Source organism: Streptomyces sp. NPDC048392 (assembly GCF_043200575.1).
Taxonomy (GTDB): Bacteria; Actinomycetota; Actinomycetes; order Streptomycetales; family Streptomycetaceae; genus Streptomyces.
The window spans coordinates 17,159-32,227 of the sequence record NZ_JBICYB010000046.1 but is presented as its reverse complement, the minus strand read 5'-3'; the positions used below and the strand labels follow the sequence as shown (position 1 = coordinate 32,227).

The window sequence follows — 15,069 nt, the reverse complement described above, 5'->3', positions numbered from 1 at the left end:
AACAACCCCTCAACGCCCACAAGTCCGGCACCATCAAGGGCCTCGACGCACACATCGGCGCGTCCCTCACCTCCGGCGCCACCATCTGCGACATCGGGGACTGATCGCCATGGCAGCACTCAGCTACTCCGATGCCGTGAGCGAGGCCCTGGAGCGTCTGCGTCCGATCGGTTTCGAGCACGGCCGAAGCCTCGTCAACCACGCCCCGATGGCCGCCGAGGCCCTCGCCCACATGGGGTACGCCGACGAAGTCCCGGCGTGGATCGAGCGGAACCTGCGCAGCCGCGCCTACCACGACCCGCCCGAGCGCCGCCGGACCATCGACCCCGCCGACCCCGCCGACTGGCGGGCCGCACTCGGCGACTTCTCCCGGGTGGCCGACTGGACGGCGCTGTTCGACAGGGAGCTGGCGGAGAGCCCCTGGCCCCGGGTACTGGCCCGCTGGTGGCCGCGGCTGCTGCCCGGCATGTCCGCGGTGCTCACGCACGGAGTGATCCGTACCGCGCACGCGGTCCGAGCCGTGGCCGCCGCTCCCGGCGACAACCGGCTCCAGCTGGGCGAACTGGCGCAGGGCCTGGGGTACTGGGCCGCACGCCACTCCACCCACGGCATCGTCGCCGACCCCGACGACGTACGAGGCCCCGACGGCGTACGGGGCCCCGACGGCGTGGCCGACCACGGCGGTACCGCGGGCCCGGGCGGCGGCCCGGCCGCCGAAGACGACGGACGCGACCCGGCCGCACGGGCGCTGGACGCTCTCGTGGCCGAGTACGCCGGCGTCTACGCCACCGTTTCCCAACATCACCCGATCCCGCTGATCCACGCGGTCACCGGACCCGCGGCGGTGCGACTGGTCGTCGAGCACCTGCCGCCCGCCCAGCGCCGCCCCTCCTACCTGACCGCGCGTGCCGTCAGCCGCACGATGCTCGACTGGTTCCACGCCACGCCCCACCCGGCGCCCCCGCCGCCCGCGGCCGTGCCCGGCCCGGCGGAGGTCTTCGCACGGGCCGTGGAGATCGGCGACGAGCACACCATCAAACTCGCCGAGGTCGCGGTCCGCCACGAGGCGTTCGCGCCCGACCCCCGGCACGCGGCGGCCGCGCACGTGGCGAACGAGGCCATCGGGCGCCTGTACCGCTGATCCGCCCCACACCCGTTCCCTCCCCCGCCCACCCGGCGGGGAGTTCCCGAGGAGTGTCATGGACGCACAAGTCATCGTCGTGGGCGCCGGGCCGGCCGGCATGATGCTCGCGGGCGAGCTGCGGCTCGCGGGCGTCGACGTCGTCGTACTGGAGAAACTCGCCGCACGCACCGGAGAGTCACGCGGTCTCGGCTTCACCGCCCGCACCATGGAGGTCTTCGACCAGCGCGGCCTGCTGTCCCGGTTCGGGGACGTCGAGGTCAGCAACGTGGGCCACTTCGGCGGCCTGCCGGTGGACTTCGGCGTGCTCGACGGGGCCCACCAGGCGGCCAAGAGCGTGCCGCAGTCGGTCACCGAGACCGTCCTGGAGGAGTGGTGCACCCGCCTGGGCGCCGACCTGCGACGCCGCCACGAGGTGCGGTCCGTCACGGAGAAGGAGGACTGCGTCGAGGTCGAGGTGAGCGGCCCCGACGGAGTGCACCGGCTGCGCTGCGAGTACCTCGTCGGCTGCGACGGCGGCCGCTCGGTGATCCGCAAGAAGGCCGGTTTCGACTTCCCGGGCACGCCCTCGACCCTGGAGATGTACCTCGCCGACGTCAAGGGCGTGGACCTGCAGCCCCGGATGATCGGCGAGACCCTGGCCGGCGGCATGGTCATGGTCGGCCCGCTGCCCGGCGGGATCACCCGGCTGATCGTGTGCGAGCGCGGCACCCCGCCGAAGCGGCGCGAGCAACCGCCGGCCTGGGACGAGGTGGCCGCGGCCTGGCAGCGGCTGACCGGCGACGACATCTCGCACGCCGAGCCGGTGTGGCTGTCGGCCTTCGGCGACGGCACGCGGCAGGTCTCCGAGTACCGGCGCGGACGGGTCTTCCTGGCCGGCGACTCCGCGCACATCCACCTCCCGGCCGGCGGCCAGGGCATGAACACCAGCATCCAGGACTCGGTGAACCTCGGCTGGAAGCTCGGTGCCGTGGTGCGCGGCCGGGCCCCCGAACCACTGCTCGACAGCTACCACGCCGAACGCCACCCCGTGGGGGAACGGCTGCTGATGAACACCCGGGCCCAGGGGCTGCTGTTCCTGTCCGGGCCGGAGGTGCAGCCGCTGCGCGACGTACTGACCGAACTGATCCGGTATCCCGAGGTCGGCCGGCACTTCGCGGCGATGGTGTCCGGGCTGGAGATCCGCTACGACCTCGACGGCGGCTCCCACCCGCTGCTCGGCCGGCGGATGCCCGACGTGGAGCTGAGCGGGCACAGGCTGCTGTCGCGCGGCACCGAGGCCCTGCGGGCCGGGCGTGGTGTGCTGCTGGACCTCGCCGACAACGACCGGCTGCGCGAGCGTGCCCGGCCCTGGCTGGACCGGATCGACGTCGTGACCGCCACCCCCGTGCTGCCGGGGGACAGCGTCCTGGCCGGCACCACCGCCGTACTGGTCCGCCCGGACGGCTACGTGGCCTGGGCCGCCCCCGGCAGCCACGCCGACCTGCCGATGGCCCTGGAGCGCTGGTTCGGACCGGCCCGCTGACCCGTCGCCCGCACTCGCCCACCCGCCCAGAGGAGAGACCATGCACAGCACGTTGATCGTCGCCCGGATGGAACCGGACAGCAGCACCGAGGTCGCCCGGCTCTTCGGCGAGTTCGACGGCACCGAGATGCCCCACCTGATGGGCACCCGGCGCCGCCAGCTCTTCGCCTACCGCGGCCTCTACTTCCACCTGCAGGACTTCGACAGCGACAACGGCGGCGAACTGATCGAGCAGGCCAAGAGCGACAGCCGGTTCGTACGGATCAGCGAGGACCTCAAGCCGTTCATCGAGGCCTACGACCCCGCGACGTGGCGCTCACCCGCCGACGCGGTCGCCACCCGCTTCTACGACTGGGAGGGACGGGCGTGAGCGCCAGACGAGTGGTCATCACGGGCATCGGGGTCACCGCACCCGGCGGAGTGGGCCGGAAGAACTTCTGGAGCCTGCTCAGCGACGGCCGCACCGCGACCCGGGGGATCACCTTCTTCGACCCCTCCGCGTTCCGGTCCCGGGTCGCCGCCGAGATCGACTTCGACCCCGAGGAACACGGGCTGAGCCCCCAGGAGATCCGCCGGATGGACCGGGCGGCCCAACTGGCGGTCGTCACCGCCCGCGAGGCGCTCGCCGACAGCGGACTCGACCTGTCCGGCGCCGACCCGCACCGGGTCGGGGTCACCATCGGCAGCGCGGTCGGCGCCACCATGGGCCTCGACCAGGAGTACCGGGTCGTCAGCGACGGCGGCCGGCTCGACCTCGTGGACCACCGGTACGCGGTGCCGCACCTGTACAACTACCTGGTGCCCAGCTCCCTGGCCGCCGAGGTGGCGTGGGCGGCCGGCGCCGAGGGCCCGGCCACGGTCGTCTCCACCGGCTGCACCTCCGGACTGGACTCCGTCGGACACGCGGTGGAGCTGATCCGGGAGGGCTCGGCGTGCGCCATGGTGGCCGGGGCCACCGACGCCCCGATCTCACCGATCACCCTGGCCTGCTTCGACGCCATCAAGGCCACCACCCCCCGAAACGACGACCCCGAACACGCCTCGCGGCCCTTCGACAGCACCCGCAACGGCTTCGTGCTCGGCGAGGGCTCGGCGGTGTTCGTCCTGGAGGAGCTGGAGGCCGCCAGGCGGCGCGGCGCGCACATCTACGCGGAGATCGCCGGCTACGCCTCGCGCTGCAACGCCTTTCACATGACGGGACTGCGCCCGGACGGTCTGGAGATGGCCGAGGCGATCACGGTCGCGCTGGACGAGGCCCGGCTCAACCCGCAGGACGTCGACTACGTCAACGCGCACGGCTCGGGCACCAAGCAGAACGACCGTCACGAGACCGCCGCCTTCAAGAAGAGCCTGGGGGACCACGCCTACCGGACCCCGGTGTCCTCCATCAAGTCCATGGTCGGACACTCGCTCGGCGCCATCGGCTCGATCGAGATCGCCGCCTCGGTCCTCGCCATGGAGCACGGCGTGGTGCCGCCCACGGCCAACCTGCACACCCCCGACCCCGAGTGCGACCTGGACTACGTACCGCTGACGGCGCGCGAACACCGCACCGACGCGGTGCTGACCGTCGGCAGCGGGTTCGGCGGCTTCCAGAGCGCGATGGTGCTCGCCCGACCGGAGAGGAACGCGGCATGAGCGCGGCCACAGCGCGGACCGTGGTGACGGGGCTCGGCATCGCCGCGCCCAACGGCCTGGGCACGACCGACTACTGGGCGGCCACCCGGGCCGGGAAGAGCGGCATCGCCCGCGTCACCCGCTTCGACCCGTCCTCGTACCCGTCGCGACTGGCCGGCGAGGTGCCCGGCTTCACCGCGGCCGACCACCTGCCGAACCGGCTGCTGGCACAGACCGACCGGATGACCAGGCTCGCCCTCGTGGCGGCCGACTGGGCGCTGGCCGACGCGGGCACCGGGCCGTCCGACCTGCCCGCCTACGACATGGGCGTGGTCACCGCGAGTTCCTCCGGCGGCTTCGAATTCGGCCAGGGAGAGCTGCGCAACCTGTGGAGCCGCGGCAGTCAGTACGTGTCCGCCTACCAGTCCTTCGCCTGGTTCTACGCCGTCAACAGCGGCCAGATCTCCATCCGCAACGGCATGAAGGGCCCGAGCGGCGTCCTCGTGTCCGACCAGGCCGGCGGGCTGGACGCGCTGGCACACGCGCGGCGGCAGATCCGCAAGGGCACCCGGCTGATCATGTCCGGGTCGATCGACGCCTCGATCTGCCCCTGGGGCTGGGTGGCCCAGCTGGCCGGTGGCCGGCTGACCACCGAGCAGGAAGCCGACCGGGCCTATCTGCCCTTCGACGCCGCGGCGAGCGGCCACGTTCCCGCCGAGGGCGGTGCGCTGCTCGTCCTGGAGTCGGAACAGTCGGCGGCGGAGCGCGGCGCCCGGGTGTACGGCGAGATCGCGGGTTACGGAGCCACCTTCGACCCCGCTCCCGGCAGCGGTCGGCCGCCGGGCCTGCGCAAGGCGATCGAAGTCGCCCTCGCCGACGCGGGCGTGGACGCGGGCGACGTCGACGTCGTCTTCGCGGACGCGGCGGCCGTGCCGGAGCTGGACCGGGCGGAGGCGGACGCGCTCAACGCGGTCTTCGGACCGCACGGCGTCCCGGTCACCGCGCCCAAGACGATGACCGGACGCCTCTACTCGGGCGCCGCCCCGCTGGACGTGGCGACCGCCCTGCTCGCCGCCCGGGACGGCGTCGTACCCGCCACCACCAACGTCGACCCGGACGCCTCCTACGATCTCGACCTGGTCACCGAGTCACGCCACGCCGACATCCGCACCACCCTGGTCCTCGCGCGGGGCGAGTGCGGCTTCAACTCGGCCCTGGTCGTCCGCACTCCCTGAGCCGCCGGCTCCCCTGAGCCGCCCGGCTCCCTGACACCCCGGTCCACGAGCACCACCGCCCGGTGTGTGCGGGCCAAGGCCGCCCTCCGGCGCGGCAACGGCCGGGCCGTACACCGCCCGGCCACCGGCCCGTACGCCGCCCGGCCGCCCCCTGCCGGCCGCCCCCCGGCCCGGCCGACGCACGCTTCGGCTGCCCGAGGGGCCGGTCGCGGGTGCTCCCCCCCGACTCGCCCGTCCGCCCGGTCCGTTCATCGTCTCTCCCACGCCGGACCGGGCGGCGGGCGTTCGTCTCTCCGCGTTCCCGGGGTCCGCCCGGTCGCGGAACACCCACAGAGAGGACCCACCCATGCCCACGCAGTCCTTCACCCTCGACGACCTCAAGCGTGTCCTGCTGGAGGCCGCCGGCGCCGACGAGAGCGTGGATCTCGACGGCGACATCCTCGACACCGACTTCGAGGAACTCAGCTACGAGTCGCTGGCCATCCTCGAGACCTGCGGCCGCATCGAGCGGGAGTACGGCATAGCGCTCGACGACACCGTGGTGACCGAGGCGAAGACGCCCCGGGCCCTGCTGGACGTGGTCAACACCCAGCTCGCCGGCGTCGCCACCGCGGCCTGACCCGCGTAGCCCCAACCCCCACTGCCTGCCGCGGCCGGGTCGCCCCTTCCCCCCTCGCCCGGCCGCGGCGGCCCCGGACGCAGCCGCCCACCCAGCACGCACTAGGGAGCACCAGTCATGTCCGAGAAGCATCAGCGGGTCGCCCTCGTATCCGGGGCCACCAGCGGAATCGGCCGCGCCGCCGCGCGGCTGCTGGCCGAACAGGGGCACCGGGTCTTCATCGGGTCCCGCGATCCCGAGAACGTCGCCACCACCGTCAAGGAACTGCGCGCCGAGGGCCTGGAGGCCGACGGCTCCGTCCTCGACGTCCGCTCCGCGCTGTCGATCGAGACCTTCGTCCAGTCCGCCGTGGACCGCTACGGCACCGTGGACGTCCTGGTCAACAACGCGGGCCGGTCCGGTGGCGGTGTCACCGCCGAGATCGACGACGAACTCTGGTACGACGTCGTCGAGACCAACCTGAACAGCGTCTTCCGGCTGACCCGCGCCGTCCTGACCACCGGCGGCATGCGCGGCAAGAACCGCGGCCGCATCATCAACATCGCCTCCACCGCCGGCAAGCAGGGCGTGGTCCTCGGTGCCCCCTACTCCGCCTCCAAGCACGGAGTGGTCGGTTTCACCAAGGCCCTCGGCAACGAACTCGCCCCCACCGGCATCACCGTCAACGCCGTCTGCCCCGGCTACGTGGAGACGCCGATGGCGCAGCGGGTGCGTGCCGGGTACGCCGCCGCCTACGACACCACCGAGGACGCCATCCGCGACAAGTTCACCGCGAAGATCCCGCTCGGACGCTACTCCACGCCCGAGGAGGTCGCCGGCCTCGTCGGCTACCTCGCCTCCGACACCGCGGCGTCCATCACCGCACAGGCCCTGAACGTCTGCGGCGGTCTCGGCAACTTCTGAGCCCGGCCGCCCCCGCGCACCCCGACGAGGAGATCCCCCATGTCCACATCCGAGCCACGGGAAGTCGAGCACGGGACAACGGTCTCGGCCCCGGCCGACGACGTCTACCGCCTCATCGCCGACGTGACCAACTGGCCGCGTATCTTCCCGCCGACCATCTACGTCGACCACCTGGAGCGCTCCGGCGACGAGGAACTGATCAGGATCTGGGCCACCGCCAACGGCGAGGCCAAGAACTGGACCTCGCGCCGTGTCCTCGACCCCGAGAAGCTCCGGATCACCTTCCGGCAGCAGGTCTCCGCACCTCCGGTCGCCAGCATGGGCGGCACCTGGATCGTCGAACCGCTCGACGAGCGCACCGCACGCGTCCGGCTGCTCCACGACTACACGGCCGTCGACGACGACCCGGCCGGCCTCGCCTGGATCGAGGAGGCCGTGGACCGCAACTCCCGCACCGAACTCGCGGCGCTGAAGACCAACGTCGAACTCGCCGCGGCCTCAGGGGAACTCACCTTCTCCTTCGAGGACACCATCGCCATCGACGGCTCCGCCAAGGACGCCTACGACTTCGTCAACGAGGCCGACCGGTGGGCCGAACGGCTGCCGCACGTGGCGACCGTACGCCTCACCGAGGACACCCCCGGCCTGCAGACCCTGGAGATGGACACCCGGGCCAAGGACGGCTCCACCCACACCACCCAGTCGTACCGGGTGTGCCTGAAGGACCGGAAGATCGCCTACAAGCAGACCACGCTGCCGGCCCTGATGAGCCTGCACACCGGCTACTGGACCTTCCGCGACACGGACAACGGCGCCCTCGCCTCCTCACAGCACACCGTCGTGCTGCGACCCGAGAACATCCGGCGGATCCTGGGCCCCGGGGCGGGGGTCGCCGAGGCCCGCGAGTACGTGCGCACCGCGCTGAGCACCAACAGCCGGGCCACGCTTGGCCATGCCCGGGACTACGCCGAGGCGAGGCACTGACGCATGTCCGGTGCCGACACAGCCGATACGCACGTCGTCGTGGTCGGTGCCGGCCCCGTCGGGCTGATGCTCGCCGGGGAGCTGCGGCTCGGCGGAGCCGAGGTGACCGTGCTGGAACGGCTGAGCACCCCGACCACCGAGTCCCGGGCCTCCACGCTGCACGCGCGGACGATGGAGATCCTCCGGCTGCGCGGCCTGCTCGACACCCCCGGCGGTTTCGGCGACCCGCTCCCGCCGCGTGAGCCCAGGGGCCACTTCGGCGGCCTCCCCCTGGACCTCACGCTGCCCAGCTCCCACCCGGGTCAGTGGAAGGTCCCGCAGGTGCGCACCGAGGAGATCCTCGGTGCCTGGGCGGTCCGTCTCGGGGCCCGTGTGCTGCGCGGCCACCACGTCGTCTCCGTCGACCAGGACGCGCGCCGGGTGCGGGTGGTGGCCGAGCACGCGGGACGGCGCACCACGTTCACCGCCCGCTACGCCGTCGGCTGTGACGGCGAGCGGTCGGCCGTGCGCCGACTGACCGGCATCGGCTTCCCCGGCGTCGACGCCGAACGGGAGCTGATCCGCGCCGACGTGGACGGCATAGAGATCCCCGACCGGCGCTTCCAGCGGCTGCCGAAGGGGCTGGCGATCGCGGCCCGGCGCGGCGACGGCGTCACCCGCGTGATGGTCCACCGTTTCGGCACCCCGCCGCGCGGCGACGGCGAGGCGGGCTTCGCGGACATCGTGACGGCCTGGCGGGACGTCACCGGCGAGGACATCTCCGGCGGTGACCCGCTGTGGGTGAACTCCTTCGGGGACGCGTCCAGACAGGCCGAACGCTACCGCGAGGGCCGGATCCTGCTGGCCGGCGACGCCGCGCACCAGCAGATGCCGATCGGTGGCCAGGCACTCAACCTGGGACTCCAGGACGCGTTCAACCTGGGCTGGAAACTCGCGGCCACCGTGTCCGGCCGGGCCCCCGAGGGCCTCCTGGACACGTACCACGAGGAACGGCACGCGGTCGGGCAGCGCGTGCTGTCCACCATCCGCGCGCAGGCCCGTCTGCTGCTCGGCGGTCCCGAGGTGGAGGCCGTGCGCTCGGTGATCGGGGAACTGATCCCGTACGAGCCGGTCCGGACGCACCTGGCCGGCCTGATCAGCGGCCTCGACGTCCGCTACGGCGCGCAGGAGGACCCCGTCCCGGTGGGCGCGCGGCTGCCCGGCCCGCCGCCCGGCTCCCCCACCCCCGCGCCGGCACCACTGCGCCGGGCCCGCGGGCTGCTTCTCGTGGCGGTCCGCGACGAGGAATCGCGCGAGGCCCTCGTGCGCGCCGCGCGCCCGTGGGCCGGCACCGTCGACACCGTGACGGTCCCGCCCGCCGAGGCCGGCACCGTGGCGGCCCCGCCCGCCGAGGGCGGCACCGTGGCGGCCCCGCCCGCCGAGGGCGGCCTCCCGCGGGACGCCGCCGCCGTCCTCGTCCGCCCCGACGGCCACGTCGCCTGGACGGGCGGCACACCGGACGGTCTGCGGGCGGCGCTCGCCCGCTGGTTCGCCCCCGACACGCAGGCCCTCCACCGGGCCGAGCACCCCGTCGGGCCACGGCGGCGCCCCACGCGCCAGCACGCCGCACGACCCCAAGCCGCACGACCCCAAGCCGCACGAACTCACGGCAGGAGAGAGAACATGGGCAATCTGACCGGACGCACCGCGCTCGTCACGGGCGCCAGCCGGGGCATGGGACGGGCCACCGCCGAGCGGCTCGCCCGCGACGGCGCGCTCGTCGCCGTGCACTACGGCACCAGCCGGGACGCGGCCGCCGCGGTCGTCGACGGCATCGAGCGGGACGGCGGACGAGCCTTCGCCGTACGGGCCGACCTCGGCACCCCCGGCGACGTGCACGAGCTGTTCCTCGCCCTGGAGGAGGGCCTGAAGGAGCGCACCGGCTCCACCGAGCTGGACATCCTGGTCAACAACGCCGGGGTGATGGGCGGGGTCAAGCCCGAGGACACCACGCCGGAACAGTTCGACCGGATCATCGCCGTGAACGCCAAGGCACCGTTCTTCATCATCCAGCGGGCGCTCGCCAACATGCCCGACGGCGCCCGGATCGTGAACGTCTCCTCCGGACTGACCCGGTTCGCCAACCCCGACGAGATCGCCTACGCGATGAGCAAGGGCGCCGTGGAGCAACTCGCGCTGCACTTCGCCAAGGCGCTCGGTCCGCGCCGCATCACGGTCAACAGCGTCGCCCCGGGGATCACCCGCAACGGGAACCCGGTGTTCGACGTCCCCGAGGCCGTCGAGGCGATGGCCGCGCTGTCCGCCTTCAACCGGGTCGGTGAACCGCAGGACGTCGCCGACGTCATCGCCTTCCTGGTGTCCGACGAAGCCCGCTGGGTCACCGGCTCCTTCGTCGACGCCAGCGGCGGCACCCTCCTGGGCTGACACCATGACCAGGACCGTTCCGCAGCCGCTGGCCGAGGCCGGGGAAGGGCGGTGGAGCCCCCGGCTGTGGGGGCTGCTGCTGGTCCTCGCCGGCAACATGCTCATCGACGCGCTCGAGGTGTCCGGGGCGGTGGTGGCGCTGCCCTCCATCGGCACGGATCTCGGGCTGCCCCTGACGAGCACGCAGTGGGCGATGACCGGCTTCGCCGTCGGCTTCGGCGGCCTCATGCTCTTCGGCACCCGGGTGGTGGCCCTGCTGGGCCGCCGCCGGGTCTACCTGGTGGCACTGCTCGGGTTCGCCGCCGCCTCCCTGGTCAGCGCGTTCGCCCAGGAGCCTGCGCTGCTCATCGCGACCCGGCTGGTCAAAGGCTTCTGTGCCGCGCTGACGGCTCCCACCGGGCTCGCCATCATCTCCACCGCCTTCCCGCAGGGCCGCCCCCGCAGCCGGGCGGTGTCCGTCTACACCCTTTTCGGCGCCGGTGGGTTCACGGCGGGCCTGCTGCTGTCCGGCTGGCTGAGCACCTACAGCTGGCGACTGGCCTTCGCCTTCCCGGCCCCGGTCGTCCTGCTGCTCTTCGCCGCCGGACTGCGTCTCATCCCCGGCGAGGACGGCCCACCGGGCGGCTCCCCGGCCGGTGCCCGGCACTACGGCGTGGCGGGCGCCACCGCCTTCACGGGCGCGCTGCTCGCCCTCGTGTACGGCATCACCGCGCTGCCCGGGCACGGCTGGACCGACGTCCGGGTCGTCGGGGCCCTCACCGCGGCCCTCCTGCTGCTGGTCCTGTTCCGGTCGTTGGAACGGGCCGCACCGGCCCCGCTGCTGCCCGTCCGCCTGTCGCGCAGCGGGGCCCTGGTCCGCTCGGCCCTCGGCGCGGCCTGCCTCAACGGCTCCTATCTCGGACTGCTGTTCGTGCTGACGTACCAGACGCAGACCGTCGCCGGCTGGTCGCCGCCGGTCGCGGCCGCGGCCCTGCTGCCGGCCGCCGTGCCACCGGCGCTCACCGCGCTCGCCTCGGGACGGCTGATCGCCCGGTTCGGCGCTCCGCGCCTCGTCGCGGCCGGAGCCGCCAGCGCGTTCGCCGGATACCTGCTGCAACTGCGGCCCGGCTGGCCACTGGACTACACCGGCCGGCTGCTGCCGACGCTGCTGCTGGTGGGGGTGGGCTTCGTGCTGTCCTTCGCCGCGCTGAACGTGCAGGCCACCTCCGAGCTGGCGCCCGCCGACCGCGCCGCGGGCAGCGGGCTCTACCAGACGGCCGTGCAGCTCGCCGCGGTCCTCGCGGTCGCGCTGGTCGCGGCGCTGCTCGCCGGCGCGGGCCGGGAAAGCGGGTCCGCGGCGCAGCTCGCCGCCTGCCGGCCGGCCCTGGTCCTGGTGGCCGCTCTCGGCGGTATCGGCCTGCTCACCGGACTCACCGGGCTCGCCCGGTCCGGCACCGCGGACCGCACGGCCGTACACCGCGCCTGACGTTCACTCCTCCACTCCGCGACGGGGCACGATCATGGATCTGACAACGAAGAACTGGGTCTTCGACGGCCTGGACGGCCTCGACGACCTCGACTACGAGTTCGAACGGGACCACATCGCCGAGCCGGAGCCCCCGGATCTGGCGCACCTGGCCTCGTGCGACCTGGCCGAGCGCACCCGCCTCATCGACCTCTACGTACGGGAGGAACTGGCCCGGGTGCTGCGGGTGCCGCCGGACACCATCGACACCGTGGGACGTCCCATGAACAGCCTCGGCATCGGGTCCATCAACGGACTGGAACTGCAGCGCCGCATGGAGGCCGTACTGCGGGTCGACGTCAACCTCAACCGGCTGCTGCGGGCCAACAGCGCCGCCGAGCTCATCGACTGCCTGGCCGGACAGCTCGGCCCCGAGGACAGCCCCCACAAGCGCGACGGGCCAGGCGGCCGCCTCGTCCCGCACGACGTGCTGGGCACGAGGTGATCGCGCGGCTCGAGGACCGGCCGGAGGCCGCGGCCACCGCGCCGCGGCTGCCCGTGCCCGGGCACCTCGACGTGTGGCTGGTGCGCCGCCCCCGGCTGGAGACGGCGGCCGGGACGCTCGCCCTGGGCGAGCTGAGCGAGCCGGAACGCCGACGTACGGCCTCCTTCGTACGCCCCGCCGACGGGGTGACGTACGCGTCCGCGCACATCGCGCTGCGCCGGCTGCTCGGCGCCTACCTGGGGCGTCCGGCGGCGGGCGTCCCCTTCGTGCGCGAGCCCTGCCCCGGATGCGCCGGGCCGCACGGCAGGCCGGCGGTCCGCCATCCCGACCCGCCGCTGCACTTCTCCCTGGCGCACAGCCACGGCATGGCGGTGGTCGCCGTCTCCCGGGCCGTGCTCGGGGTGGACGTGGAGCGGCTGCCGCGGGCCGAGACCGTCGAGGTGTGCGCCGCGGCGCTGCACCCCGGCGAGCGGGCCGAGCTGGCGGGGCTGGACGCCGAGGAACGGCGCGTGGCCTTCGGCCGGATCTGGACCCGCAAGGAGGCCTACCTCAAGGCGCTGGGCACCGGCCTGTCCCGCGACCCCGCCCAGGACTACCTGGGCGCCGATCCGGCCCGCCGGCCGGCCGGCTGGACGCTGCTCGACCTGGCCTCCGGGCCCCGGCACAACGCGGCCGTCGCCGTCCGCGGCGCGCCGCCCGACCGGGTCGCCGTGCGCTGGCTGCCGCCCGCCGCGATCCACGTCGACGGGTCGGTGGACCTGACCGCCGGCGGCATGACCATCCGCGTATCCGACTGGGGAGCGTGACGCCACTATGTCGACCGACCAGAGCATCGAACTCACGACCGAGCGACGGCCGCCGCACCGGCGCGAGCACCGGGGCCAGTGGAGCGCCGAGGAGCGCATCGAGGAACTCGGTCTGATCAAACAGGCCGCCCGGCACGGCGACCCGACGGCCACCGAACGGCAGCACGCCAAGGGAAAACTCACTGCCCGCGAACGGATCGAACTGCTCCTCGACGAGGGCTCGTTCACCGAGGTCGAAATGTTGCGCCGGCACCGGGCCACCGGCTTCGGACTGGAGAAGAAACGCCCCTACACCGACGGCGTGATCACCGGCTGGGGCACCGTCCACGGGCGCACGGTCTTCGTGTACGCGCACGACTTCCGGGTCTTCGGCGGTGCCCTCGGCGAGGCACACGCCCTGAAGATCCACAAGATCATGGACATGGCCCTGTCGGCCGGCGCGCCCCTGGTGTCGCTCAACGACGGGGCGGGCGCCCGGATTCAGGAAGGCGTCTCCGCGCTCGCCGGCTACGGCGGCATCTTCCAGCGCAACACCAAGGCGTCCGGCGTCATCCCGCAGATCAGCGTGATGCTCGGCCCGTGCGCGGGCGGTGCCGCCTACTCGCCGGCGCTGACCGACTTCGTCTTCATGGTCCGCGACATCGCGCAGATGTTCATCACCGGCCCGGACGTCGTCAAGGCGGTGACGGGCGAGGAGATCAGCCAGAACGACCTCGGGGGCGCCGACGTCCACGCCACCGCCTCCGGCGTCGCTCATTTCGCCTACGACGACGTGCGTGCCTGCCTGGAAGACGTACGCCACCTGCTGTCCCTGCTGCCGTCCAACAACCGCGACCTGCCGCCGAGCGCACCCGGCTCCGATCCGGCCGGCCGGCGTACCGACCGGCTCCTGGAGATCGTCCCCGACGACCCCGGGCGGGTCTACGACATCCGCGACGTCGTCGAGGAGATCGTGGACGACGGCGACTACTTCGAGGTGCACTCGGGCTGGGCGACCAACGTGGTCTGCGCCCTGTCCCGGCTCGACGGCGAGGTCGTCGGCATCGTCGCCAACCAGCCCGCGTCGTACGCCGGCGTGCTGGACATCGACGCCAGCGAGAAGGCCGCGCGGTTCGTCCAGTTCTGCGACGCCTTCAACATCCCGCTGGTGACGCTGATCGACGTCCCGGGCTTCCTGCCGGGCGTCGACCAGGAACACAGCGGCATCATCCGGCGCGGAGCCAAGCTTCTGTACGCGTACTGCAACGCCACCGTGCCGCGCGTCTCCCTCGTGCTGCGCAAGGCCTACGGCGGCGCGTACATCGTGATGGACTCCCGCTCCATCGGCTCCGACCTGGCCCTGGCCTGGCCGTCCAACGAGATCGCGGTCATGGGCGCGGAGGGCGCGGCCAACGTCATCTTCCGCCGGGAGATCGCCGCGTCCGACGACCCCGAGGGCACCCGCGCGCAGAAGATCAAGGAGTACCGGGCGGAGCTGATGCACCCGTACTACGCGGCCGAACGGGGCCTCATCGACGACGTGATCGATCCGCGGGACACCCGCGGCGCGCTCGTCGGGGCGCTGGCGATGCTGCGTACCAAACAGGCCGACCTGCCGTGCCGCAAACACGGCAACCCGCCGCAGTGAGCGGGACGGACGGCACCGACGAGGCCACGGTCCTCCGGGTCCTGCGGGGCCGGCCCACCCCCGCCGAGATCGCCGCCCTCACCAGCGTCCTGCTCGCCCGCGCGGCCGCCCTCGCCGTCCCCTCGCCCGGCCCGCGCCGCACCCGGCCGACCGCCGGCTGGCGCCGTCCGGAACGCACCGCCCCGCACCGCGACCCCCGGAGCTGGCACAGCACCGGCCGCCGGCCGGGATAGCCGCCC

General features: G+C 73.4%; 14 protein-coding genes. All 14 read left to right on the top strand.

Translation table 11 applies throughout. The features are described from left to right. The first annotated feature begins 109 nt into the window (after positions 1-109). Complete coding sequence (locus tag ACGFYH_RS33675) at positions 110-1,141, top strand: hypothetical protein (RefSeq protein ID WP_393806968.1); 1,032 nt, start codon at positions 110-112, stop codon at positions 1,139-1,141. Positions 1,142-1,199: 58 nt separating this feature from the next. Further along, positions 1,200-2,666, top strand: a complete 1,467-nt coding sequence (locus ACGFYH_RS33670) for an FAD-dependent monooxygenase (protein WP_393806967.1) — start codon at positions 1,200-1,202, stop codon at positions 2,664-2,666. Positions 2,667-2,706: 40 nt separating this feature from the next. Next, on the top strand, positions 2,707-3,036 hold the full coding sequence (locus ACGFYH_RS33665) for a TcmI family type II polyketide cyclase (RefSeq protein ID WP_393806966.1): 330 nt from the start codon (positions 2,707-2,709) through the stop codon (positions 3,034-3,036). Next, positions 3,033-4,304 carry a beta-ketoacyl-[acyl-carrier-protein] synthase family protein gene (locus ACGFYH_RS33660; RefSeq protein ID WP_393806965.1) on the top strand — a complete coding sequence of 424 codons (1,272 nt, stop codon included), beginning with the start codon at positions 3,033-3,035 and terminating at the stop codon, positions 4,302-4,304. Before ACGFYH_RS33665 ends, ACGFYH_RS33660 begins: the two co-directional genes overlap by 4 nt. Beyond that, entirely contained in the window at positions 4,301-5,518 is a 1,218-nt protein-coding gene (locus ACGFYH_RS33655) for a ketosynthase chain-length factor (protein ID WP_393806964.1), read from the top strand. Before ACGFYH_RS33660 ends, ACGFYH_RS33655 begins: the two co-directional genes overlap by 4 nt. Positions 5,519-5,864: 346 nt before the next feature. Beyond that, on the top strand, positions 5,865-6,137 hold the full coding sequence (locus tag ACGFYH_RS33650; protein WP_393806963.1) for an acyl carrier protein: 273 nt from the start codon (positions 5,865-5,867) through the stop codon (positions 6,135-6,137). A gap of 117 nt (positions 6,138-6,254) precedes the next feature. Beyond that, positions 6,255-7,040: a 3-oxoacyl-ACP reductase FabG gene (gene fabG, locus ACGFYH_RS33645; protein ID WP_393806962.1), complete on the top strand. Its 786-nt coding sequence runs from the start codon at positions 6,255-6,257 to the stop codon at positions 7,038-7,040. A gap of 39 nt (positions 7,041-7,079) precedes the next feature. Then, positions 7,080-8,024 (top strand): aromatase/cyclase, encoded by a 945-nt coding sequence (locus ACGFYH_RS33640; RefSeq protein ID WP_393806961.1) that lies wholly within the window; start codon positions 7,080-7,082, stop codon positions 8,022-8,024. A gap of 3 nt (positions 8,025-8,027) precedes the next feature. Further along, positions 8,028-10,448, top strand: a complete 2,421-nt coding sequence (locus tag ACGFYH_RS33635; RefSeq protein ID WP_393806960.1) for an SDR family oxidoreductase — start codon at positions 8,028-8,030, stop codon at positions 10,446-10,448. Between the two features lie 4 nt (positions 10,449-10,452). Beyond that, on the top strand, positions 10,453-11,913 hold the full coding sequence (locus tag ACGFYH_RS33630) for an MFS transporter (RefSeq protein WP_393806959.1): 1,461 nt from the start codon (positions 10,453-10,455) through the stop codon (positions 11,911-11,913). Between the two features lie 34 nt (positions 11,914-11,947). Then, on the top strand, positions 11,948-12,397 hold the full coding sequence (locus ACGFYH_RS33625; protein WP_393806958.1) for an acyl carrier protein: 450 nt from the start codon (positions 11,948-11,950) through the stop codon (positions 12,395-12,397). Then, positions 12,394-13,203 (top strand): 4'-phosphopantetheinyl transferase family protein, encoded by an 810-nt coding sequence (locus tag ACGFYH_RS33620; protein ID WP_393806957.1) that lies wholly within the window; start codon positions 12,394-12,396, stop codon positions 13,201-13,203. Before ACGFYH_RS33625 ends, ACGFYH_RS33620 begins: the two co-directional genes overlap by 4 nt. 7 nt (positions 13,204-13,210) lie before the next feature. Further along, positions 13,211-14,830, top strand: a complete 1,620-nt coding sequence (locus ACGFYH_RS33615; RefSeq protein WP_393806956.1) for an acyl-CoA carboxylase subunit beta — start codon at positions 13,211-13,213, stop codon at positions 14,828-14,830. Next, a complete protein-coding gene (locus ACGFYH_RS33610; RefSeq protein WP_393806955.1) occupies positions 14,827-15,063 on the top strand; it encodes an acyl-CoA carboxylase subunit epsilon in 237 nt (78 codons plus the stop codon). The genes ACGFYH_RS33615 and ACGFYH_RS33610 overlap by 4 nt, the downstream gene beginning before the upstream one ends. Positions 15,064-15,069: the final 6 nt, after the last annotated feature.

Coding starts and splice junctions, on each gene's coding strand:
- ACGFYH_RS33640 (WP_393806961.1), top strand. CDS start 7,080: ATGTCCACATCCGAGCCACGGGAAGTCGAGCACGGGACAACGGTCTCG.
- ACGFYH_RS33625 (WP_393806958.1), top strand. CDS start 11,948: ATGGATCTGACAACGAAGAACTGGGTCTTCGACGGCCTGGACGGCCTC.
- ACGFYH_RS33655 (WP_393806964.1), top strand. CDS start 4,301: ATGAGCGCGGCCACAGCGCGGACCGTGGTGACGGGGCTCGGCATCGCC.
- ACGFYH_RS33630 (WP_393806959.1), top strand. CDS start 10,453: ATGACCAGGACCGTTCCGCAGCCGCTGGCCGAGGCCGGGGAAGGGCGG.
- ACGFYH_RS33650 (WP_393806963.1), top strand. CDS start 5,865: ATGCCCACGCAGTCCTTCACCCTCGACGACCTCAAGCGTGTCCTGCTG.
- ACGFYH_RS33665 (WP_393806966.1), top strand. CDS start 2,707: ATGCACAGCACGTTGATCGTCGCCCGGATGGAACCGGACAGCAGCACC.
- ACGFYH_RS33670 (WP_393806967.1), top strand. CDS start 1,200: ATGGACGCACAAGTCATCGTCGTGGGCGCCGGGCCGGCCGGCATGATG.
- ACGFYH_RS33635 (WP_393806960.1), top strand. CDS start 8,028: ATGTCCGGTGCCGACACAGCCGATACGCACGTCGTCGTGGTCGGTGCC.
- ACGFYH_RS33675 (WP_393806968.1), top strand. CDS start 110: ATGGCAGCACTCAGCTACTCCGATGCCGTGAGCGAGGCCCTGGAGCGT.
- ACGFYH_RS33615 (WP_393806956.1), top strand. CDS start 13,211: ATGTCGACCGACCAGAGCATCGAACTCACGACCGAGCGACGGCCGCCG.
- fabG (WP_393806962.1), top strand. CDS start 6,255: ATGTCCGAGAAGCATCAGCGGGTCGCCCTCGTATCCGGGGCCACCAGC.